Annotated in this window: 21 protein-coding genes, 1 tRNA gene and 4 pseudogenes; 13 read left to right on the forward strand and 13 right to left on the reverse strand. The window is 69.8% G+C overall.

What is annotated here, in order from left to right; translation table 11 throughout:
- Window positions 1-225 precede the first annotated feature (225 nt).
- Window positions 226-342: pseudogene (locus tag ACQEVY_RS03925) on the reverse strand (IS5/IS1182 family transposase); the annotation flags it as partial.
- A gap of 9 nt (window positions 343-351) precedes the next feature.
- Here ACQEVY_RS03925 and ACQEVY_RS03930 point away from each other — a divergent pair.
- Together ACQEVY_RS03930 and ACQEVY_RS03935 are read left to right on the forward strand one after the other, a co-directional pair.
- On the forward strand, window positions 352-513 hold the full coding sequence (locus ACQEVY_RS03930; RefSeq protein WP_432944815.1) for a hypothetical protein: 162 nt from the start codon (window positions 352-354) through the stop codon (window positions 511-513).
- A 162-nt stretch (window positions 514-675) separates the two neighbouring features.
- On the forward strand, window positions 676-2,259 hold the full coding sequence (locus ACQEVY_RS03935) for a S1 family peptidase (RefSeq protein ID WP_432944817.1): 1,584 nt from the start codon (window positions 676-678) through the stop codon (window positions 2,257-2,259).
- A 102-nt stretch (window positions 2,260-2,361) separates the two neighbouring features.
- On the opposite strand, the pseudogene ACQEVY_RS03940 reads toward ACQEVY_RS03935, so the two are convergent.
- Window positions 2,362-2,634: pseudogene (locus tag ACQEVY_RS03940) on the reverse strand (transposase family protein); the annotation flags it as partial.
- On the opposite strand from ACQEVY_RS03940, the gene ACQEVY_RS03945 reads away from it, so the two are divergent.
- Entirely contained in the window at window positions 2,635-2,874 is a 240-nt protein-coding gene (locus ACQEVY_RS03945) for a hypothetical protein (protein WP_432955661.1), read from the forward strand.
- Between the two features lie 10 nt (window positions 2,875-2,884).
- On the forward strand, window positions 2,885-3,133 hold the full coding sequence (locus ACQEVY_RS03950; RefSeq protein WP_432955054.1) for a tyrosine-type recombinase/integrase: 249 nt from the start codon (window positions 2,885-2,887) through the stop codon (window positions 3,131-3,133).
- A gap of 105 nt (window positions 3,134-3,238) precedes the next feature.
- Here ACQEVY_RS03950 and ACQEVY_RS03955 read toward each other — a convergent pair.
- Window positions 3,239-3,312, reverse strand: a tRNA-Pro gene (locus ACQEVY_RS03955).
- A 98-nt stretch (window positions 3,313-3,410) separates the two neighbouring features.
- On the opposite strand from ACQEVY_RS03955, the gene ACQEVY_RS03960 reads away from it, so the two are divergent.
- A complete protein-coding gene (locus tag ACQEVY_RS03960; protein WP_432944819.1) occupies window positions 3,411-3,923 on the forward strand; it encodes a DUF309 domain-containing protein in 513 nt (170 codons plus the stop codon).
- 180 nt (window positions 3,924-4,103) lie between these two features.
- On the forward strand, window positions 4,104-4,874 hold the full coding sequence (gene cobF, locus ACQEVY_RS03965) for a precorrin-6A synthase (deacetylating) (RefSeq protein ID WP_432944821.1): 771 nt from the start codon (window positions 4,104-4,106) through the stop codon (window positions 4,872-4,874).
- Between the two features lie 302 nt (window positions 4,875-5,176).
- On the opposite strand, the gene ACQEVY_RS03970 is transcribed toward cobF, so the two are convergent.
- A complete protein-coding gene (locus tag ACQEVY_RS03970) occupies window positions 5,177-5,977 on the reverse strand; it encodes a cobalt-precorrin-6A reductase (RefSeq protein WP_432944823.1) in 801 nt (266 codons plus the stop codon).
- A 221-nt stretch (window positions 5,978-6,198) separates the two neighbouring features.
- Entirely contained in the window at window positions 6,199-6,972 is a 774-nt protein-coding gene (locus ACQEVY_RS03975; protein ID WP_432944825.1) for a sulfite exporter TauE/SafE family protein, read from the reverse strand.
- Between the two features lie 251 nt (window positions 6,973-7,223).
- On the opposite strand from ACQEVY_RS03975, the gene ACQEVY_RS03980 reads away from it, so the two are divergent.
- The 7 genes and pseudogenes from ACQEVY_RS03980 to ACQEVY_RS04010 all read left to right on the forward strand — a co-directional run bounded on the left by ACQEVY_RS03980 (window position 7,224) and on the right by ACQEVY_RS04010 (window position 12,361).
- A complete protein-coding gene (locus ACQEVY_RS03980; RefSeq protein WP_432944827.1) occupies window positions 7,224-8,033 on the forward strand; it encodes an alpha/beta hydrolase in 810 nt (269 codons plus the stop codon).
- A gap of 167 nt (window positions 8,034-8,200) precedes the next feature.
- Window positions 8,201-8,419 (forward strand): annotated as a pseudogene (locus ACQEVY_RS03985) (WhiB family transcriptional regulator); the annotation flags it as partial.
- Between the two features lie 125 nt (window positions 8,420-8,544).
- Complete coding sequence (locus tag ACQEVY_RS03990; RefSeq protein WP_432944829.1) at window positions 8,545-9,024, forward strand: Dps family protein; 480 nt, start codon at window positions 8,545-8,547, stop codon at window positions 9,022-9,024.
- A 62-nt stretch (window positions 9,025-9,086) separates the two neighbouring features.
- Window positions 9,087-9,449 carry a DUF3140 domain-containing protein gene (locus ACQEVY_RS03995; RefSeq protein WP_432944831.1) on the forward strand — a complete coding sequence of 121 codons (363 nt, stop codon included), beginning with the start codon at window positions 9,087-9,089 and terminating at the stop codon, window positions 9,447-9,449.
- Between the two features lie 2 nt (window positions 9,450-9,451).
- Window positions 9,452-10,130, forward strand: a pseudogene (locus tag ACQEVY_RS04000) (endonuclease).
- A 91-nt stretch (window positions 10,131-10,221) separates the two neighbouring features.
- The gene (locus ACQEVY_RS04005) at window positions 10,222-11,412 is read left to right on the forward strand and encodes an NAD(P)/FAD-dependent oxidoreductase (RefSeq protein ID WP_432944833.1); all 1,191 of its coding nucleotides are present in this window, start codon (window positions 10,222-10,224) and stop codon (window positions 11,410-11,412) included.
- Window positions 11,413-11,422: 10 nt separating this feature from the next.
- Complete coding sequence (locus ACQEVY_RS04010) at window positions 11,423-12,361, forward strand: sigma-70 family RNA polymerase sigma factor (RefSeq protein ID WP_432944835.1); 939 nt, start codon at window positions 11,423-11,425, stop codon at window positions 12,359-12,361.
- Window positions 12,362-12,412: 51 nt separating this feature from the next.
- On the opposite strand, the gene ACQEVY_RS04015 is transcribed toward ACQEVY_RS04010, so the two are convergent.
- The 8 genes from ACQEVY_RS04015 to ACQEVY_RS04050 all read right to left on the reverse strand — a co-directional run bounded on the left by ACQEVY_RS04015 (window position 12,413) and on the right by ACQEVY_RS04050 (window position 21,610).
- A complete protein-coding gene (locus tag ACQEVY_RS04015; RefSeq protein WP_432944837.1) occupies window positions 12,413-13,096 on the reverse strand; it encodes an SDR family oxidoreductase in 684 nt (227 codons plus the stop codon).
- Window positions 13,093-13,989 carry a cupin domain-containing protein gene (locus ACQEVY_RS04020; protein WP_432944839.1) on the reverse strand — a complete coding sequence of 299 codons (897 nt, stop codon included), beginning with the start codon at window positions 13,987-13,989 and terminating at the stop codon, window positions 13,093-13,095. The genes ACQEVY_RS04015 and ACQEVY_RS04020 overlap by 4 nt, the downstream gene beginning before the upstream one ends.
- Before the next feature lie 37 nt (window positions 13,990-14,026).
- Window positions 14,027-15,391, reverse strand: a complete 1,365-nt coding sequence (locus tag ACQEVY_RS04025) for an amidohydrolase family protein (protein ID WP_432944841.1) — start codon at window positions 15,389-15,391, stop codon at window positions 14,027-14,029.
- Window positions 15,392-15,413: 22 nt separating this feature from the next.
- Window positions 15,414-16,394: an alpha-ketoacid dehydrogenase subunit beta gene (locus tag ACQEVY_RS04030; RefSeq protein ID WP_432944843.1), complete on the reverse strand. Its 981-nt coding sequence runs from the start codon at window positions 16,392-16,394 to the stop codon at window positions 15,414-15,416.
- Complete coding sequence (locus ACQEVY_RS04035) at window positions 16,382-17,377, reverse strand: thiamine pyrophosphate-dependent dehydrogenase E1 component subunit alpha (RefSeq protein WP_432944845.1); 996 nt, start codon at window positions 17,375-17,377, stop codon at window positions 16,382-16,384. The genes ACQEVY_RS04030 and ACQEVY_RS04035 overlap by 13 nt, the downstream gene beginning before the upstream one ends.
- The gene (locus tag ACQEVY_RS04040; protein ID WP_432944847.1) at window positions 17,374-18,711 is read right to left on the reverse strand and encodes a M24 family metallopeptidase; all 1,338 of its coding nucleotides are present in this window, start codon (window positions 18,709-18,711) and stop codon (window positions 17,374-17,376) included. The genes ACQEVY_RS04035 and ACQEVY_RS04040 overlap by 4 nt, the downstream gene beginning before the upstream one ends.
- A gap of 42 nt (window positions 18,712-18,753) precedes the next feature.
- Window positions 18,754-19,422 (reverse strand): helix-turn-helix domain-containing protein, encoded by a 669-nt coding sequence (locus ACQEVY_RS04045; protein WP_432944849.1) that lies wholly within the window; start codon window positions 19,420-19,422, stop codon window positions 18,754-18,756.
- Between the two features lie 112 nt (window positions 19,423-19,534).
- Window positions 19,535-21,610: a pectinesterase family protein gene (locus ACQEVY_RS04050; RefSeq protein ID WP_432944851.1), complete on the reverse strand. Its 2,076-nt coding sequence runs from the start codon at window positions 21,608-21,610 to the stop codon at window positions 19,535-19,537.
- Between the last annotated feature and the right edge of the window lie 74 nt (window positions 21,611-21,684).

Below are 21,684 nucleotides of genomic sequence, written 5' to 3' on the forward strand. Positions count from 1 at the left end.
ACGATGGGTGCTGCGGGGCGTCCTTCTGGTCGGCCTAAGCATGCACTTTGTCGATGCGGGCGCAGGACCGCGCTGGTGCGCTGGTGATGGCCAGGTGCTTGATCACGTGCGGACCGATCGAGTCGGCTGGGAGCAGCTCGGCTCGGCCGGATCTGCGCGCACAGCAGTCGCCACACTGCTGCCGCTCTCAGAGGGCATTTGATTTAGGTAGAGCGCCCTGTATGCAAGGGTGAGAACGGCTTTGGCGATTGACGACACTCGATTTGGGCTTGCACCGGGACCTGCGGACGATCCCCACGACTTGAGCCGTGCGACGCCGCGCTCGCCTGGTGATCCCCGAGCCCCTCGCGGGTGGTCATCGGCCTGGTCGCGGGCAAGATCCTCGGCATCTTCGCCGGCATCTACCTGGCCGTCCGCTTCACCCGCGCCCAGCTCAACCGAGGGCGGATTTGGCTTCCCTGTGGTGATGTCTGGCTATCCACAGCGCTCACCCCTGGGCTGATACACGACTGAGCGGTTGCCGTGGCGCGCCTGATACGCGGGCGAGACCAGCCGGAAGACCTCTGAGCCCAGGATCGAGGCCAGACGGAACGGCCCGGTGCTGTTCCTCCGCACAAGCCCGCCGGAGTTAATGCCCGGCGGCGGACGAAACGGGAGTCCCTCATGCTTAAGTGGATGAGCCGCAGGACGGCCGCCGTCCTGACGACGGGGGTCGCGGCGATCGCGACCCTGGTGGCCGTCTTACCGGCGCAGGGCATCGTCGGTGGCACCGAGTCCACCCAGCCGTATTCCTTCATGGTCTCGCTTCAGTACGACGCTCCCCGCCCGGACGGGCACCGGTGCGGGGCGGTGCTCATCGCGCCGCAGTGGGCGGTGACCGCGGGCCACTGCGCCAACACCCCGACCGGCGCGACGGCGGGCGTTCCCCGCGGCTGGAAGGTCCGCGTCGGATCGCTGGACACCACCAGCGGTGGCGAAGTCGCCGAGATCGACAAGTTCTACCGGCGCCACAACAGGTACGATCCCCCCGGCGAGGACATCGCGGTGCTGCACCTGCGCAACCCGGTGCGAGCCCAGCCCGTGCAGCTCGCCGAGACCACGCCCGCCGATGGCACGCCCGTCCGCATCCTCGGCTGGGGCGCGGCTTCGGATTCCTGCGGCGACTTCAACGACCCCAATTGCTTTCCCAGCAAACTACGCGAAGCTGACACCGAGGTCGTGCCGCTCAAGCAGTGCTGGGACGACGATGGCCACACCTTGCCCTTGTGCGTCGGTCGCGCCAATCCTCCCGTCGGGCCGGGAACGACGGACTCCGGAGGACCTGCCCTGGTCCGTGTGGGCGACGAGTGGGTACTGGCCGGAACGGTCATCGGTCCCGGCGACAGGGGCACCGACTTTCCCGACATGTACACCGATGTCGCGAAGAACGCCGGCTGGATCAACGGCATCGTGACCGGAACCGACGTGCCCCCATTCGACCCGATCTCGAACGTGGAAGGCGCGGCCAAGGTGGGCGACTGCCAAGGGTCGGTGGTGCGCGCCGCCACTGCGCGCCCCGAAGACCCGGCGTTGGCGCTGACCAACGGCCACTGCGTGCCGAGCGGGTGGCCCGCGCCGGGGACAGCGGTGGTGGACCAGCCCGCCGACCTGGAGGGCCCGGTCACCATCAACGACCCCGCCGGCTACACCCAGACCACCGCCCGCGCGACCCGGCTGGTGTACGCGACGATGACAGGCACCGACACCGCGCTGTACCGGTTGGACAAGACCTACGCTCAACTGGCAGCGGAGGGCGCGAAAGTCTTCCAGTTGTCCACCACCCCGATGCGCATGGGTGACCAGCTCCTCATGGCCCACCAGGGCAGCCGTCCGCTGTGCACGGTGGAGGCCGTGGTGACGCACCTGCGGGAGGACGGCTACCAGCAAGACGACGCGGTGCGCTACGCCCCCAGCGACACCTGCACCAGCAAGCCCGGTTACTCCGGCACGGCGCTGTTGGCATCCGACGGGAACACGGTCATGGGCATCAACAACACCCACAACCGCGACGGCGAACAGTGCACCAACAACAACCCGTGCGAGGTCGGCCAGGACGGAGCCGTAACCGCAGTGAAGGGTCGCAGCTATGGCCAGCAGGTCTATCAGATTGCCGCCTGCCTGGCCGCGGGCTCACAGTTGGACCTGTCCCGCCCTGGCTGCGCGTTGACCGGTGCCACACCCCCACCGTCCACCACCACAACCGGCACGAGGCAGCCGTGACCACGACCGCCGACCCGATCACCAGCGACCTAGGCGGAGCCTTCAAATGATCTTCAGTAGTGGATCATGGTCGGGTGATACGTCGCCATGAACTGAGCGTTTTCAGCGGAGTCGCTCCAGGGTGAGGACGGCCGCGGCGATTGACGACATTCGATTCGGGCTGCATCGTGCTCTGCGGAAGATCCGCCAGGACTTCAGTCGTGCGACGCCGCGCTCGACCGGCGCCCGGGCTGCGGACAGCGCGCGGTTGACGGTCTACTGTGTTGGCGTGAGGTCGCGGCCCGGCGGGCGTCTGAGGGGCGTGGTCACCCACGGCCCGGCTCCCATGTAGGAGCGGTCGGCGAGAACTGGAACGCCCTGACGTTCGCAGATCCGGTGCGGTGGAACCTCACGGCCGTCAACAACGACCGGCTCTACCTCGGCCACCCCAAGACCAAGGCCAGCCGCAATTGGGTGAGCCTGTCCCCGCGCGTCGCCGCCGCGCTGGAGCGCCAGGCCGCCCTCGCCCGGGCCGACCAGCCCCCGGGCACGCCTCTGGCGGGCCTGGTGTTCTACCAGCGGACGGCTCCCCCTGCGCCCGCAGGGCATCCTGACCGAGCTGCGCCGGCGCTCTGAGGAGATCGGCCTGCCCAGGATCGGCGTCCACGACCTGCGCCACACCGCCGCCACCATCATGATCAGCTCACGGGTCCCGCTGGCCGTGGTCTCCAAGACGCTGCGCCACTCGACGCTGTCCACCACCGTCAACCTCTACGGCCACCTGCTGCCCCACGCCGCCCGCGACGCCGTCACAGTCATCGACAAGGCCCTGACCCGCGCCGACCGCAAGCACGGCAACCAGAGCGGCCGGGGATCGGAAGATCAGGCGGCGTGAGACCGGCCATGGGGTGGTCAGGGGTTGCCATCACGCCGCCATCACGTGTCACACGAACGCATCCAGCGGGTCTGCCGTAAACGGCAAACCCGCTGGTGAACACCGTCGGGACGACAGGATTTGAACCTGCGACCCCTTGACCCCCAGTCAAGTGCGCTACCAAGCTGCGCCACGTCCCGATGCGACCGGCGCGGTGGACCGCGTGATCGCCGAAGAGCACTTTACCTCACGTCGAGGTGTGCTCCGAAGGGTGTGTGGTGCGGGGGACAATCGGTGTATGGGTAGTGCTTCTGACGACGGACGGGACCGGGATGCCGAGGGGCGGGCGCGTAGTGCTCGGCCGCGAGACGGGCTCGGGCGGCCGCTGCCGTACGGGGCCGACGGGGTGGAGCGGCAGCCCGAAGGGGTTGTACGGACGCCGGAGCAGACCGTCGAGGAGGCACAGGCGCTGTTGGAGGCCGGGAAGCCGTTCCATGCGCACGAAGTCTTCGAGGACGCCTGGAAGTCGGGGCCGGAGGAGGAACGGGCCCTGTGGCGCGGGCTGGCCCAGCTCGCGGTGGGGCTCACGCATGCGGCTCGCGGCAATCTCACGGGCGGGGCGCGGCTGTTGCGGCGGGGGGCCGGGGCCGTCGATGAGTGGGGGGCGGAGGCCGGGCTGGAGCGGCCGTACGGGATGCATCTGCCGGAACTCGTTGCCTGGGCAAGGGAGTTGGCGGGTGTTGTGGAGCGGGACAAGGCTCCGGTGGACGCGGGGGCGTGGGCTCCTCGGTTGCGCGGGAGCAAGGCTTAGCGGTGGCTTAGCGGGTCCGGTCGGCAGCGTCGATGAGTACGCGCTGCATGGGCGCGCCCGGGAGTTGCGCGGCGTCTGCGCGGCAGCGAGGCGTTGCGGTGCGGGACCGCAGGGCGTGCTGCGCCGGTTCCGGTCGGGTGCGGTGATCCGGTTGTCAGTGGTGTGGGGCAGACTCGGGGTGTGCGAAAGATTCATGTCATCGGCATTGGGGCGGGCGACCCCGACCAGTTGACCCTTCAGGCGGTCAAGGCCCTGCGGAGCACGGACGTGTTCTTCATCCTGGACAAGGGCGAGGTGAAGTCGGACCTCGTCCAGTTGCGCCGTGACATTCTCGACGCGCACATACCGGAGGGGACGTACCGGCTGGTGGAGGCCCGTGATCCGGAGCGGGACCGGGCCGCCGGGGGTGCGGGCTACTCCCCCGCCGTCGGGGACTGGCGCCGGGCCCGCGCTGACATCTACGAGCGGTTGATCGCGGACGAGTTGGGCGAGGAGGAGAGCGGGGCGTTTCTGGTGTGGGGTGATCCCGCGTTGTACGACAGCACACTTGGGATCCTGGAGGAGATCCTCGAGCGTGGCGGGGTGGCCTTCGACTACGACGTCGTGCCCGGCATCAGCAGTGTCTCCGCGCTGGTCGCCCGCCATCGCACGGGCCTCAATCGTGTTGCCGGGCCGGTTCAGATCACGACGGGCCGTCGCCTTGCGGAAGGGTTCCCCGAGGGCGTCGACGACGTCGTCGTCATGCTCGACGCCCACCAGGCCTTCCAGCGGTACGCCGACGAGGACATCGACATCTACTGGGGCGCCTATATAGGCACGCCGGACGAGATCCTCGCTTCGGGTCCGCTCGCTGATGCGGCGCCTCGCATCGCCGAGCTCCGCGCGGAGGCTCGCGAGCGGAAGGGCTGGATCATGGATACGTATTTGCTGCGCAGGCGGGCGCGGGGGTAGGGCGGGGTCTGTTGTGCACCGGCTCCGCCGCGTGGCCCCGCATCCCGCTGGGCTGGGTGCTCCGCGGGAAAGGCGGTTCGAAGCTGCGGGTGCGTCGTGGCTGGGCGCGCCCACGCGGCGGAGCCGCATATCGATACAGCCCCTTTGCCCCTAGAGGGGCGCGGTACCGCACCGCAAGAGGGCAGCGCTGGCGAGCGGATTTCGCCCCCTCGCCCCTACCCGGTCCCATCCCCTGAGGCTCCGCCCCAGACCCACACGCAGCGCCGGTGCAGTCGGCAGCAGCCCACCACACCGGCGCCCGATCAGAGCCCCGTCCCCGAAAGGACGCCGTCCAACCAAGCCAGTACCTCGGAGACATCGGCGACCGGCGTCACTCCCTCCGGCAGCGGTGGGCGCCGTACCACCACCACCGGGACGCCAAGGCCGCGGGCGGCCGTCAGTTTGGCCGATGTCGCTGCGCCGCCGCTGTCCTTCGTCACCAGGACGTCGATGGCGTGCTTTCGCAGGAGGGTCGTCTCGTCCTCCACCGTGAACGGGCCTCGGGCCAGCAGGACTTCCGTGTGCGGCGGCAGGGGCGGCTCGGGGGGATCCACCGAGCGTACGAGGAAGTGGAGTTCGGAGAGGGGGGCGAAGGCTGCGAGGCCAAGGCGGCCCGTTGTGAGGAAGATGCGGCGGCCCAGCGACGGGAGGAGATCGGCGGCTTCGGCGAGGGAAGTCGTCGAGTGCCAGCGGTCGCCGGGGCCTGCCTGCCAGCCAGGGCGGCGCAGGACTATGGCCGGGACGCCCACAGTCCTCGCGGCCCGCACGGCGTTCGCCGTGATGCCCGCGGCGAAGGGATGCGTGGCGTCGACGAGTGCGTCCACGTGCTCCGTGCGCAGCCACCGGGCGAGCCCTTCGGCCCCGCCGAATCCCCCGACGCGTACGTCCCCGTCGAGCGCCCCCGGCCGGGACACCCGGCCCGCGAGCGAGGTGGTCACGCGCGTGCCGGGCCGGGTGGCAAGGGCCTCGGCGAGTTCGCGGGCCTCGGCCGTACCACCCAGGACCAGGACATGCGCATGGGCATGGACTGGGGCAGGGGTATCGGCACGGGCATGCGGGGACATGGCGTCGAGCGTACGGGCCACAGAAATCAGCCGAGCGTACGGGCCACGGCGGTCAGCCGCGTACGGACTACGGCAGTCCACCGCGTACGGGCCCGCAGCACTCAACAGCCCGTACGGGCCACAGCGCTCAACCGCGCGCACGGCCTACGGCAGTCAGCCGCACGCGCGGGCCACAGGAGTCGACGCACATACGAGCCGCAGAAGTCGACAAACCGCCAAGCTCACCGAAGCAACAGCTGTGCCCCGCCCAGCACCGTCGCCGCGATCACCAACTGCTCGAAGAGCCGCTGGTTGATGCGGTCCACGGCGAGCTTGCCGATCACGGCTCCGGGGACGACGAAGGCGGCGAGGGCGGCGTCCAGCAGCAGGGAGTTGCCGTCTATCAGGCCGAGGCCGACGCTGAACGGGACCTTGGACACGTTGACGATCAGGAAGAAGAAGGCCGAGGTTCCCAGGAAGCCGAGCTTGCGGAAGCCCGCGGAGAGGAGATACATCGACATGACGGGGCCGCCCGCATTGGCGACCATCGTCGTGAAGCCGCCGAGCACACCGTACGAACGCGCCTTGATCCGGCCCGTTCGCGAGGTCACCTCCTCCGGCTCTTCCTCCGCCGTGGCCTGTCGGCGGCGCCACACCGTGACCCCGGCCATCAGCAGCAGAATCGCGCCGATCGACATCCGTACGATCTGGTCGTCCGCCCACATCAGGAACACCGTGCCGACGACCACGCCGCCCGCCACCGCCGGGAAGAGCCGCCACAGCGTGGGCCAGTGGGCGTGCCGGCGATAGGTGAGCACGGCGAGTACGTCCCCGACGATGAGGATGGGCAGCAGTACGCCGGTGGAGGCGCGGGCGGGCAGGACGGCGGCGAAGATCGCGAGGCTGACCGTGTTGGCCCCGCTCACGGCGGTCTTCGAGAAGCCGACGAGCATGGCCGCGGCGGCGAGAGCGGCGAACTCCCAGACGGAGATGTGCCAGAGGGTCATCGTGTTCATGCGGAGACTGATGCTATGCGCAGCGATCTCGCCGTGTCAGGACCGTCTCGCCAGGTGGCCCCTTGCCCGTGGACCGCTGGGCCCGTGGCGAGCCAACTGCCCGTAGGGGCACAACGCCATGAGCCCACCGCCGGTGCCCGCCACTGGCGCCCGTCACTGGTGCCCGCCCCTGCTCACGCACGGTGGACCTCCGCCCCGCTCCCCTGGGAAGATCCTTGGGACCTTCGCCGACGTCGATGGAGGACCGAGCCATGGCCGACTCCCGCGAGCACACCCTCACCGGCACCAGGGGCGGCATCACCGCACGCGAGTGGCCACGGGAGCGGCCGCGGTACGTCGTGCTCCTGGTCCACGGATACGGGGAGCACATCGGCCGGTACGAGTACGTGGCGGACGTACTGAACGGGCATGGCGCCGCGGTGTTCGGGCCCGACCACATGGGGCATGGGAAGTCGGCGGGCGAGCGGGTGCTGATCGAGGACTTCGAGGACGTGGTGAGCGACGTCCACGCGGTGGAGCGGCTGGCCCGTGCCGCGTATCCCGGGGTGCCCGTCGTGCTGATCGGGCACTCCATGGGCGGGCTGATCGCGGCGCGGTACGCACAGCGGTACGGGGACGGTCTGGCCGCGCTCGTGCTGTCCGGGCCGGTGATCGGTGACTGGCAGGTGGCCCGGCAGTTGCTGGCGCAGGACCCGATCCCCGAGGTCCCCATCGACCCGGCGACGCTGTCGCGCGACCCGTCGGTCGGCGAGGAGTACGCGGCGGATCCGCTCGTCTGGCACGGCCCGTTCAAGCGCCCGACGCTGGAGGCGTTCGTCCGCACGTTGGAGACGATCTCCAAGAGCGGCAGTGTGGACCCGCTTCCGCTGCTGTGGCTGCACGGCGACGACGACCGCATCGTGCCGCTGTCCGCCAGCCGCGCGGGCGTCGAGGAACTGCGCGGAGCCGACTGGACCGAGCGCGTCTACCCGGGCGCCCAGCACGAGGTGTTCAACGAGACGGACAAGGCCGCCGTTCTCGCAGACGTGACCGGCTTCGTGGACCGCGTACTCGGCGACTGACGAGACCGGGTACTCGGCACCTGACGGGACCGGCTACTCGGCAACTCACCGGCCCCCGCCTTCGGGAACCGACCGGAGCATTCCGGAACGGACCGGGCCGCGTACTCGCGAAACGGAGCCCGAACGGCGGGTGTTTCCGCTGATCCGCCTTGGGCACTCGCGGCCGCATGGAGTGGTTGCGCAGAGCAGCCTGCGCGGATGAGGACCCGGAACTGTTCTTCCCCGTGGGCACGACCGGCCCGGCCCTGCACGAAGTTGAGGCCGCCAAGGAAGTCTGTGCCCGCTGCCCGGTGTCCTACCAGTGCCTGGCCTGGGCGCTCGACACCGGACAGACCTCGGGTGTGTGGGGCGGAACGTGTGAGGAGGAACGCGCGGAGCTGCTTCGACTTGTCCGACGTCAACGTACGAGCCCGGAAAACTTCAGTCCCGAGAACCTCAGCCCCGAAGGCATGAGCGCGGAAGGCACAAGCCGCGAAACCAGAAGCCGCGAAACCACGAGGAGAAGCGCGTCATGACTGTGGTGAAGAGCACCCTGCCCGACCCCGCGCGTCAGGTGGTCGCCACCGCCCTGCAGGGCACCCTGGTGGACCTGCTGGGGCTGTCCCTCATCGGCAAGCAGGTCCACTGGAACATCGTGGGACCCCGGTTCCGCACGATTCACTTCCAGTGCGACGAGGTCGTCGCCACGGCACGTTCGTACGCCGACACCGTGGCCGAACGCGCCGCGGCACTCGGCATTCCGCCCGACGGCCGGCCCGAGACCATCGCCGCGACCTGCGCCCACCAGAGCCCGAAGGAGGGCTGGGTGCAGGACACCGAGGTCGTCGGCCTGCTCATCGAGGCCCTGGACACGACGATCGGGCAGCTCCGGGAGCGGATCAACGCGACGGACGAAGCCGATCGCGTGACCCAGGACCTGCTGATCTCCCTCACGGCCGAACTCGAGAAGCACCGCTGGATGTTCCAGGCCGAGGACTGGCCGCGCGACTGACCACGGCCACGCGCATGATCGCGTACGACCGTATTGAGCGTACGAAAGGGAAGGAGTACGCAATGGCCGACGCCCTCGAACTCGACGTGCTGTGGGACGAGTTCCACCGCGTGGTGAACATGACCTCGCAGGAACTGGCCGCCTGGCTGAAGGTCAGTGACGCCGACGAGGAGACCGAACCGCTGCCGGAGCACGCGGGTTCGCCCACCGGTCAGCATGTCCTGGCCATCCTCCAGAAGCGTCGTACGGACCTCACCGAGGACGACATCAGCGTGATGTACGAGGTCGTGGAATCCGTCGAGGCGGAGACGGACCCCTCGCTGGAGCCCACGGCCGGGGAAACCGCGGCCGCGGACCCCTCGGCCCAGGAGACCGAGCGCCGCCACCGGCTGATGACGCTCGGCCACGACCCGCTCAGGCCGTAGTCATGGCCAGACGAGCCGACCGGGACAGCCGGGTCATCGAGACGCTGGTCGCCGAACACGGCCGTACGTTCGCCGAGGAGGCGGGCATCAAGCTGCGGAACACACCGCAGCCGCTGTACCGCACCCTGGTCATGGCCTGTCTCCTCAGCGCGCGGATCCGCGGCTCCGTCGCCCTCGCGGCCACCCGCGGCCCTGTACGAGGCGGGGATGCGCGATGCGCGCCGGATGGCCGACGCGAGCTGGCAGCAGCGGGTCGACGCACTGGGCGAGGGCGGCTATCGGCGCTACGACGAGCGCACGGCGACGATGCTCGGTGAGGGTGCCGAGCTGCTGCTGGACCGTTGGGGCGGCGATCTGCGGCGGATGCGCGACGAGGCGGACGGCGATCTCGACCAACTCCGTTCTCTGCTGCGGGAGATACCGGCTCTCGGACCGGCCGGCGTGGACATCTTCCTGCGCGAGGTGCAGCTGGTCTGGCCCGAGGCCGCCCCCTGGCTCGACGCGAAGGCGCTCCAGGGCGCGGAACGGCTCGGCCTGCCCAAGGAACCCGACCACCTGGTGAAGCTCGCCGGCCACACCGAACCGGCCGTGCTGGCAGCCGCGTTGGTGCGCGCTGCACTCGACAAGAAGATCGTGGAGGACGTTCTGCGGCAAGCGGAGGAACGCGCGGACGAGGGCTGAAGCCTCCGTGACCCGCGTCACATCCGGCTCCTGTCAGCAATCGGGGCGCCGTCTCGTTCAAGGGGCACGCCAACGAGACAGGAGCCACGCCATGAAGCACCGCATCGTCGTCCTCGGCGCCGGATACGCCGGGGCCTTCGCCGCCGGAAACCTGGCCCGCCGGCTCTCCCCCGCCGACACCGAGATCACCGTCGTCAACGCCGCGCCCGACTTCGTCGAGCGGATGCGGCTGCACCAGCTGGCGATCGGCCAGGACCTCGCGTTCCGCAAGCTCGCCGACATATTCGCGGGCACCCGGGTGCGGCTGCGCCTGGCACGCGTCACCGGCATCGACCCCGAGCGCAGGACCGTCGCCGTGACCGGCGAGGACGGCGACGGCGAGCTGACGTACGACACCCTGCTGTACGCGCTCGGCAGCTCGGTCGCCCACCACGGCGTCCCCGGCGTGGCCGAGTACGCCTTCGATGTGACCGGCTGGACCTCGGCGTTGCGGCTGCGCGAGCGGCTGGCCGGACTGGGCGAGGGCGGCACCGTGCTGGTCGTCGGTGAGGGGCTGACCGGCATCGAGACCGCCACCGAGTTCGCCGAGTCCCGGCCCGATCTCTCGGTCGCGCTCGCCGCCCGCGGGGAGCTGGGCGCCTGGCTCTCCCCGAAGGCCCGCCGCCATCTGCGCCAGGCGTTCGACCGGCTCGGTGTCACCGTCCACGAGCACACCGACATCGAAGCCGTCGAGCCGACACGGGCGATCGCCGCCGGCGGCAAGTCCATCCCGGCCGACGTGACCGTGTGGTCGGCCGGGTTCACCGTGCACCCGATCGCGGCCGCCAGCGGCCTGGAGGTCGCCGAGACGGGCCAGATCATCGTCGACCGCACCATGCGCTCGGTCTCGCACCCGGACGTCTACGCCGCCGGTGACAGCGCCTACGCGATCGGCGAGAACGGCCGGCCGCTGCCGATGTCCTGCGCCTCGGCCGGCTACACCAACATGCAGGCGACCGCCGCGATCATCGCGCGCCTGACGGGCAGCGAGGTCCCGACCGCCGAACTGAAGTACGTCGGCAACCACATCAGCCTCGGGCGGCGGGACGCGATCTTCCAGATGGTGGACGGGGAAGCCCGGTCGAAGTCCTGGTACCTGGGCGGCAAGGCCGCCGCGCGGCTCAAGTCGGGCGTGCTCAAGACGGCCGCATGGGGCATCGCCCACCCGACCTTCGGCATGCCGAAGCGCAGGCGCCGCCTGGCCACCGCGCCCGACCCGGCCGGCGTGAGGATCGCCGCATAAGCTGCTCCGCATGGACAGCGCAGCCATCGATCGGTTCGAGGCCAGCCGGGGCCGGCTGGCCTCGCTCGCGTACCGTCTGCTCGGCTCGGCGGCCGACGCCGAGGACGCCGTGCAGGACACGTTCCTGCGCTGGCAGGCCGCGGACCGGGAACGCATCGACGTGCCGGAGGCCTGGCTGACCAAGGTCGTCACCAATCTCTGCCTCGACCGGCTCCGCTCGGCGCAAGCGCGCCATGAGCGCGCGGCCGGTGCCTGGCTGCCCGAGCCGCTCCTCGAGGGCGACCCGATGCTCGGCCCTGCCGAAACCTTCGAGCAGCGCGAATCGGTGTCCCTGGCTGTACTGACCCTCATGGAGCGCCTCTCGCCGGTCGAGCGGGCCGCTTACGTCCTGCGCGAGGCCTTCTCCTACTCCCATGCCGAGATCGCCGGGATCCTCGACATCACCGAGTCCGCGAGCCAGCAGCATGTTCACCGGGCCCGACGCCGGGTCACCGCCGAGCGCCGCCGCGGCGACGAAGTGGACCCCGCCTCCGCGCGCCGGATCGTCGAGGAGTTCCTCGCCGCCGCCACGTCGGGGCGCACCGAACGGCTGGTGGCGCTGCTCACCGACGACGCGACGATGGTCTCGGACGGCGCCGGACTGGCCAAGCGGCTGCTGCGGTACAACACGCGCGAGCGCATCGCCGCCTACGTACGGGCCGGCTTCAAGCCCACACCGGCGAAGCGGCGGCTGGCCGGCGGCTCCCCCGCGATCCACCTCGCGCTGGTCAACGGCTCCCCGGCCGCCCTCGCCGTGGTCGACGACCGGGTTGTGGGCGCCGTGTGGTTCGAAGTCAGCGACGGCAAGGTCGCGTCCCTGTGCGGCATCGCCGCCGCGGCCCGGCTCGAGCGCATCAATGAGGCCTGGCGGCAGCACGAACCCGACGCGCCGGTCATCAACGCATGGTGACCAGTGCCACCGGAATTCAGTGACGCGAGGACGACCGCCAAGCGCGCGCCGTCACCGCAGCGTCCACCCCCCGTCGATGCTCAGGTCGACCCCGTTGACCGACCGGTTGCCGAGCAGGAAGTCCACGGCGTCCACCACGTCCCGCATGGTGGCCAGCCGGCCCGTCGGCGTCCTCTCGATCAGGGCGTCGAGCGGTTTGCCCGACCAGAAGGGGCTGTCGCCGACGACCCCGGGGTGCACGGCGTTGACGCGGATCGGGGCGAGTTCGGTGGCGAGGGTGCGTACGAGGCCGGTGACGCCCGCGTTGACGGTGGCGACCGTGGTCGCGCCCGGGTAGGGGCGCTCCTTGGCCTGGCCGCCGAACAGGACGATGGCGCTGTCGTCGTGCAGCCGCGGCCGCAGCGCGTGCACGACCTCCGTGTAGCCGACCAGCTTGAGCGTGACCAGGCGGACGGCCGCGTCGATGTCGTACTCAGTGACGCTGTTGCTGTCACGGGAGATCCCGACGAGGACGAGGTGGTCGACGCGCCCGACATCGGCCAGCGCCGCGGCGATCTCGTGCGGCCGGGACAGGTCGAGGGCGAGGCCGAGGGACGCGCCGGTCTCCTTGGCGGCGGTGGCGGCCCGGCCCGCGTCGCGCCCGGTGAGGACGACCTCGTCACCGCCCTCCGCGCGATGCCGGGCGAACTCCCGGCCGATCCCGGACGTACCGCCGATGACGACCACGCTACTCATGGCTTCTCTCCCAACGTCTCCCGCAGGTAGTCCCAGTCCCTGGTGAACCGGTAGGAGTGCCGCGACGGCGGCTGGGGCGCCTGTGTCTCCAGCCAACGCACCGGTCCCGTACCGGCGTTGGCGAAGCTGTGCACGCAACCGGCGCCCGCCCAGGCCGCGTCGCCCACGCCGAGCCGGTGGCGTTCGCCGTCGAAGGTGGCGTCCACGGTGCCCTCGACGATCAGATACGTCTCCTCGAAGGGGTGGTCGTGGCTGCCGGCGACGCCATCAGGCGCGTACTGCACCATGAACATCGTCGAGGCGACCGCGCCCAGATCGCTGTCCACCATCATCTTCACGGTGATGCCGCTGTAGACGAGCAGCGCGGTCCGCATGCTGGCCGACACGGCCAGGAGGTCCTGGGACTGCTTGCCGGGGTCCATCTGGGCGGCCTCGAAGTGGCCGAACGAGCGGGTGCGCGGGTCGCGTACGTCGATGCGGACCGGTTCGCGGGCCGGCAGCGCGGGCACCGCCTGGGTGTCGTAGCCGTAGCGGGCCCTCGGCACCGGCGCGAGCATGTCCGCCCAGCGCCCGACGGTGTCCCCGGCGCCGCGCCAGGCGTGCGGCACACCCGTCGGCAGCAGTCCGTAGTCGCCTTCCTCCAGCAGGTACGAGCCGTCGGGCACATCGAGGATCACCGTGCCCGACAGCACATGGAAGGACTCCTCGTACGCGTTCACGTGGGCGCCGACCGCTCCGTCCGGCGCCAGTTCGCAGATACCGAAGCCGCTGTGCACGGCGCCGTCCGCTTCATCGACGACCGTCCGTCGTCTGAACCCGCTGCTGCTGTACGGCAGTTGGGTCGGGGCGGCGAACGTGGCGTCCGCCGCCCGCCGTACGGCGAAGTGCGTCATGCCCGCCCCTTCCTCCGTGCCCTCCGTCCGGACTGCCTCACGCCTGCTGCTTCTTGCGGGCCTCGACCGCCGCCACCAGCCGGTCGCGGGACTCCTCGACAAGCCGCCGCGCCCGCGCGGTGTCGGCGAGCAGCTTGCCGTCGCGTTTGCGGACCGTGCCGTCGACGATGACCGTGTCGACGTTGGACACGTCCGCGCACAGGGTCACCGCGGCGACCGGGTCGATGAGGGGTGCGATGTTGAGGGCCGTCGCGTCGATGGCGACGATGTCGGCGCGTTTGCCAGGGGTCAGTGAGCCGGTGCGGTGCTCGAGTCCCGCGACGTGCGCGCCGTTGACGGTGGCGATCTCCAGCATCTGACGTGCGGTCAGCATCGTTTCGGGGACGGGGGTGTCGGCCTGCCAGCACTCGGCGTTCACCCGGGCGCGCTCGCCACCGAAGGCCGCGCGGATCTGGGTGAACATGTCGCCGGGCACGGTGGTGACCACGTCGATGCTCAGGCTCGGCCGCAGCCCGTACTCGATCGCCTTCATCACGGGCGGCCAGCCGTGCCCCATCTGCTGCTCCACCTGCGGCGCGATGGAGACCGTGCCGCCGCTGTCGGCGACCATCCGCCACTCCTCCTCGCTGAAGTAACAGCAGTGGATGTAGGTGGTGTCGGAGCCGAGCAGCCCGAGGTCGTGCAGTTGCTTGACCATCCCGAAGCGGCCGGCCAGCCGGCCCATGCCGACGTGCACGGTGATCGGGATGTCCAGCTCGCGTGCGAGGCGCCACTCGGCCTCGACGACGTCGTTGATGCAGAATCCCGGGCCGCGGGTGGCGAGTGCCATGGTCAACAGGCCGTCGTCGGAGGTGAAGTGACGCTCCCTCATCCGTCGTACGTCGTCGGCCGGTATGGCGATCTTGCTGTCGAACCAGTAGTCGGCGAGCGAGGTGTTGGCGCTGCCGTACGCGTACTGGGCGCGGATCCCGGTCTCGCTCAGCGCCCGCACGGCGGCGTCGGGATGCTCGGGCGTGTTGTTGATGTGCGACCAGTCGACGAGGGTGGTGATCCCGGCGTTCAGGCACTCAAGGGAGCCCGCGAGGTTGCCCGCGTACACGTCCTCGGGGCCGTAGACGGGTGCGAAGGTGTCGAGGACTTCGACGAAGTAGTCGTCGAGCGTGGCATTGGGCGCGCAGCCGCGGATGGGCGCCTCCCAGGTGTGGCGGTGGGTGTCGACGAAGCCCGGCACGACGATGCAGCCCGTCATGTCCAGGACTTCGGCGTCGACTTCGGCGTCGATCCGCGGCTCGACCGCCGTGATCTTCCCGTCCTCGATCAGTACATCGCCCTCGGGCAGGTCCCCGATGCCGGGGTCCATCGAGATCACGTGGCCCGAGCGCAGAAGCATCCGACTGGTCATCGGCCTTCCTCCCATGGTGTGTTCAGTACGCGGCGAGCCGCCGGACCGTCGTCACGACCTTGTCGACGGTGGGGATGACCTGCTCTTCGAGCGCGTCCGCGAAGGGCAGCGGCACGCACTCGGCCGCGACCCGGCGTACGGGCGCGTCGAGAAGGCCGAATCCCTCATCGGCGACGACCGATACGAGAGTGCCGCCCCATCCGCCCTGGTAGGGGTTCTCCTCGACGGTCACGAGCCGCGAGGTCTTCGCGAGGGAACCGAGCACTGTCCGGGTGTCCAGCGGTACCAGGCAGCGCAGGTCGATCACCTCGGCGTCGATGTCCTCCTCGGCCAGCCGTTCGGCGGCCGTCAGCGCCACGGGCACCATCGAGGCGAGGGCGACGAGCGTGACGTCGGCGCCTTCGCGTACGACGGCGGCCTGTCCCAGCTCGACGATGTGGTCCGGTGGCGCGGGCGGCCCCTTGGTCGCGAACAGCCCCTTGTGCTCGAAGAAGACCACTGGGTCGTCGCTGCGGATGGCGGCGGCCATCATGCCGATCACGTCCGCGGGCGTGGCGGGTGCCGCGATCTTCAGTCCGGGGACGGTGAACGCCCAGTTCTCGGTGGCCTGGGAGTGCTGGGCGCCGAAGCCGAGACCGCCGCCGTTGGCCGTGCGGACGACGAGCGGCACGGTGACCTGACCGCCCGTCATGTATCGCACCTTGGGTATCTCGTTGGCGAGGTAGTCCCAGCAACAGGCCAGGAAGTCGGAGAACATGATCTCCGCGACGGGCCGCATCCCGGTCATCGCGGCGCCCATCGCCGCCCCGACGATGGCCTGTTCGGAGATCGGCGTGTCCCACACCCGCTCGGATCCGAACTCCTTGTGCAGCCCGACGGTCGTCTTGAACACCCCGCCCGCCGCGCCGATGTCCTCCCCCAGGCAGACGACCGTGGGATCGCGCCGCATCTCGCGTGCGATGCCCTCGGCGACCGCCTCGCGGTAAGTGATCACGTCCGCCACGCCGCACCTCCGTCGGCCCATACGTCGGTGAGCGCCTCCCGCGGATCGGCCGCGGGCGCCTGCTTCGCGGCATCGACTGCCTGCTGTACGAGGCCGGTTGCGCGAGCGTCGGCTTCGGTGACCGCTTCCTCGGGCACGCCCAGTTCGGCGAGCCGCCCACGGGCGAGGTCCAGCGGGTCGTGCTTCAGCCAGCGCTCGACCTCCTCGGCCGGTCGGTAGGTGGCCGGGTCGGTGCGGCTGTGGCCGAAGTGCCGGTAGGTCTGTGCCTCCAGCAGGCTGGGCCCGTCTCCCGCACGGGCCCGGTCCGCCAGCCGTGCCACCGCCTCCTGGACGAGGACCACGTCGTTGCCGTCGACGATCTCGCCGGGGATGCCGTACGCGGGCGCACGGTCCGCCGCGGGGTTCGCCACCGCGGTGACGTCGGCGATCGGCGTGTATTCCATGTACAGGTTGTTCTCGCAGACGAAGAGCACGGGCAGTTTCCATACGGCGGCCAGGTTCAGCGCCTCGTGGAAGGCGCCGATGTTGGTCGCGCCGTCGCCGAAGAAGGCCACGGCGATCTGTCCGGTGCCGCGCAGCCGGGCCGACCAGGCGGCGCCGACCGCCATGGGCAGATGGGCGCCGACGATGGCGTACGAGCCGAGCATGTTGTGCGACGCCTTGGTGAGGTGCATCGAGCCGCCCTTGGCCTTGCACAGGCCGGTGGCGCGGCTCATCAGTTCGGCGAGGCATTCCTCGGGGGTGGCGCCGCGGGCCAGTGCGTGGTGGTGGCCGCGGTAGGTCGCGAACACGTAGTCGTCGTCCCGCAGGGCCGCGCTCGCGCCGACCGCGATGGCCTCGTGGCCGGAGGCGAGGTGGGTGGTGCCCTTGACGAGGCCGGCCATGAACAGGTCGTGGGCGGCCTTCTCCGTACGCCGGATCACGGCCATCTGCTCGTAGAGCGCGAGGAGTTGACCCGCATTCGTCGTGGCCGCGGCGGTCATGACTCGCCCCTGCCCTCGGGGGTGTTGAGGTGGGACTGGGCCTCACGCCGGGTGTTGAGCGCGCCGCCGACCGTCCAGTACTTGCGGCCCGCCACGAGCAGTTCCTCCGCCGGGAACTTGGTGATCACCTCGCACCCGTCGGCGGTGACGACGACCTCCTCCTCGATCCGCGCCGCCGACCAGCCGTCGGCAGCCGGCCAGTACGTCTCCAGCGCGAACACCATGCCCTCTTCGAGGACTTCGGGATGGTCGAGCGAGACGAGGCGGCTGAAGATGGGCTTCTCCCAGATCGACAGGCCCACCCCGTGCCCGTACTGCAGGGCGAACGCGGCCGTCTCGTCGGGGAAGCCGAACTCCTCGGCGCGCGGCCAGACCTGGACGATGTCGGCGGTGGTGGCGCCCGGCCGGACCAGGGCGATGGCCTCGTCCATGTAGGCGCGGCAGCGGACGTACGCGTCGCGCTGCGCGGCGGAGGCGCTGCCGACGGCGAACGTGCGGTAGTAGCAGGTCCGGTAGCCGAGGTGGCTGTGCAGGATGTCGAAGAAGGCGGGGTCGCCGGGGCGGATCAGTCGGTCGCTGTAGACGTGCGGGTGGGGTGAACAGCGTTCTCCCGAGATGGCGTTGACGCCTTCGACGTACTCGCTGCCCAGGTCGTAGAGGACCTTGCTGACGAGCCCGACGCACTCGTTCTCGCGCACACCCGGCCGCAGATAGCAGTACAACTCCTCGTACGCCGCGTCGACCATCGAGCAGGCCTGGGTGAGCAGGGAGATCTCGTCGCCGGTCTTGATGCGGCGGGCCTCCAGGAAGACCTGCTGGCCGTCGACGACGTCGATGCCCTCCTCCTTGAGGGCGTGCAGTACGGGCATCTCGGCCAGGTCGACGCCCAACGGCTCGCCCGCCAGGCCGTGTTCGCGCAGCATCTGGGCGATCTTGGCGGCGACGTCCTCGGCGATCCCGGCGTCCGGGTGGAAGGCGCCGCGGAGGGTCGAGATGCCTGCGCGGGCTCCGGTGGGTGGGCCGCCCTTGCCGTCGCTGTAGTCGAGCCAGGGGTTGTAGAGCTGGTGGTGGCGGGCGGCGGAGCCGAAGTCCCAGACGACCGGTTCGCCGCCGCGGACGAGCAGCGCGAAACGGATCAGCTTGTCCATGGCCCAGGTGCCGATATGGGTGGACGACATATAGCGGATGTTGGAGAAGTCGAAACTGAGCAGGGCGCCCAGCTCGGAACGGTTCAGCGCGGCGTTCAGCCGGGCGAGGCGCTCCTTGCGCAGCCGGTCGAGGTCGACGCGCTCTTCCCAGTCGACGGCGTTGGGGCCGAAAGTGCGGATCGCCATGGCGAACCTCCCCTTCGAGTGAACGACCGCCCGAGGAGAGTGTCAAGGCATACTGAACACAAACCAGACGCCGACGGCCAGTTCGTCGCCGTCGTTGCGATAGCGGTGCGGCGTGGTCGACTCGAAGGACACCGCGTCGCCCGGGCGGAGCGTGTACTCCTCGAAGCCGAGGGTGAGCACCAGCTCGCCGGAGGTCAGGTAGCCGTACTCCGTGCCCGGGTGCCGCATCAGCCCGCCCGTGCCGGAGGAGGCGCCGCCGGGCCGGTAGGTCACCAGTAGAAAGTCGACGTCCGCGCCCGGAACATGACCGAGGCGCTCCCATACGACACCCGAGTCGAGCTCAAGCACCTCCCGTTCCTCGGCCCTGACCAGGGGCCCGATGCGATGGCCCGGGTCGGCGGCGAAGGCGGCGAGCGCGTGCAGGACGGTACCGGGCGGACCGGCGACGGGCGAGGCGGGAGCGGGCAGCGGCGCGGTCTCCTCCCCGTCGAAGCCGTCGGCGCTGTCGAAAAGCGACTCGACGGGGATGGAGAGCGCGGTGGTGATCGCGTACAGCGTGCTGACCGACGGCTGGCTCTTCCCGGTCTCGATCTGCGAGATCAGGCTGGCGGACACGCCGATCTCCCGCGCCAGACCGCGCAGGCTCATGCCCCGCGCGGTGCGCGCCTGCCGAATGCGCGCACCGACGGGCGGCACGACCACTGGGGACACGGCCGGCTCCTCTCTCGGGCATCGTTCGTTCCCACTGAACACTTCCTAAGTTCCTATTGAACAGCGGGATCGAGCCGAGCGGAGGACCTGACCGGAAACTGTCCCACCTGTCCTACGAGGCGCTCGGCTTCCAGTCGCCCAGCCAGTCGCCGATCTCCTGGTCGGCGGCCTGGGCATCGCTCAGCTGGGGCCGGTCCCCACTCGCGGAACCGGAGCCGGGACCGGTGTTCTTGTACTCGGCGAACCGGTCGTCCTTCCACGAGAAGCCGCTCATGTCGGTCCACGGAGCGGACTTGATCGCGCTGCTCAGGGACGTGTTACGGACCGTGGTCTGCGGGTCGAGAGCGGCGTCGCCGCCCGCGTGCCAGGGGCGGCCCAGGTGGAAGCTGGACGCGGACACATCGCCGTTGACGGTGCTGTTGGCGATCAGGATGCCCTTGCGGTTGGCAGCCGTGCTGGGCGCCGTGACGTACCCCGCCGAGTCGCCGTTCCACCGCTTCTTCAGCGTGATCACCGACTTGTTGATCACCGCCGTGGCCCGGCCGAAGATGAAGTCGACGTTCCCCGTGACGTACGAGTTGTTGACGTAGACCCGGCCGAGCTTGTCCTTGGACTGCGTGTCCAGCAGCAGCGTGTCCTGGTCGCCGGTGACGATGACCCCGTCGAGGAAGATCTTGTCGGCGGCGGTGCGCAGGGCGACGGCCTGGTGTCCGTTCAGGCTCTGGTTCTTGGCCTCGTCGAAGTCGTTGGAGATGGTGAGGTTACGAGCCTGGAAGTCATCGGCCTCGACGGCGACGGTCGCACTGCCGCTGGTCCCGTAGTTCCCCGAACCGTCCGGCTTCGGCGTCCCCGCGGCGTTGTTGAAGACGATCACGGTGTCCTTGCGGCTGGCTCCCGTCCCCTGGAAGGTCACATGCGGCTTGTCGCGCGGGACCTTGACCAGCTCGCGGTAGGTACCGGGCTTGATGGAGATGACGACCCGTGAAGTGTTGTTCGCCGGTACGGCGTTGACCGCGGCCTGGACGCTCTTGTACTGCCCGCTGCCGTCCTTGGCGACGGTGAGCGTGGTGTCGGCGGTGCTCGCCTTCGTATTCGCACTCGCCGTGGTACCGATCGAGGTCCGGGGCCCCGCACCGGACTTGAGCAGCGCCGGAACGTCGGCCGCCTTGTCCAGTGTGTACTTGTAGAAGCTCTTCGGGTCGAAGGCCGTGCCACCGCTCTCGTTGCGGCCGCTGGTGCCGGTGAACACGTTGCCGCGCTGGACCACCGCCGCGGTGCTGTCCTTGGTGACGGGGTTCTTGAGCCCCTCGAAGACGCTGTTCTCCAGCACCATCTTCGTTTTGCCGCGCGCGTAGTTGCCGTAGGACGTGGTGATGTCCGTGTTCGGTACGTCCTGCAGATAGTTGTTGTAGAGGTGCGCGTGGGCCACGTTGTCGGTGGACGGGTTGCGCTGCTCGGTCTCGCGGAACCAGTTGTGGTGGATCGTGAGATCGGCGGTCGTGTTCTCGGTCCAGCCGATGCCGAAGGTCTTGTTGTTGTCGCTCAGCTTGTTCCAGGACACCGTCACGTTGGTGGTGTCCTTGCGGCTGTCGATCAGTCCGTCGGCCATGTGCCGCAGGTCGTTGTGGTCGATCCAGACGTGGTGCGCGCCGTCCATCTGGATGGCGTCGAAGTCATGGTCCTTGTCGTTCCACTCACCGGCGTACGAGTCCCGGATCGTCAGGTTGCGGATGATCACGTTGTGCACGCCCTGGCCCAGGAAGAAGCCGCCGCCGACGATCTGCCCGGAGGTTCCCGCCCCCACGATCGTCTTGTCCGAGGCGACCTTGATCTCCTTGCCCTTGGGATCCATGTTGATCGTCCCGGCCACGACGATGACGTACGGCTCCTTGGCCGTCGCGTACTTCTCCAGATCGGCGAGGGTCTTCACGGTGACGGTCTTGCCGTCCCGGCCGCCGTACGTGCCGTTCTGCCCCTGCGAGTTGACCGACGCGAAGCCGTCGGCGACATCATCGGCCCACGCCGGGGTCGCGGTCGCCGCCGAGGCGCTGCGCTGCGCGTCCTCGCCGAACACACCCAGATCCGTGCCGTACGCCATGCCCGCCGCCGCGGCCACCGCCACCGGAATCCCGATCGACAGACCGACCTTGCGCCTGCGGTGCCGCGCCTTCTGCTGCTTCGCTTCCATTACTTCAACCGCCCTGGTGACATGAAGTCGTGCATTGCCGCAAGGCAGTTGCCGCTCTGGGCGGAAGGGTTGCC

This window comes from Streptomyces sp. CA-288835, assembly GCF_050936385.1.
GTDB lineage: Bacteria > Actinomycetota > Actinomycetes > Streptomycetales > Streptomycetaceae > Streptomyces.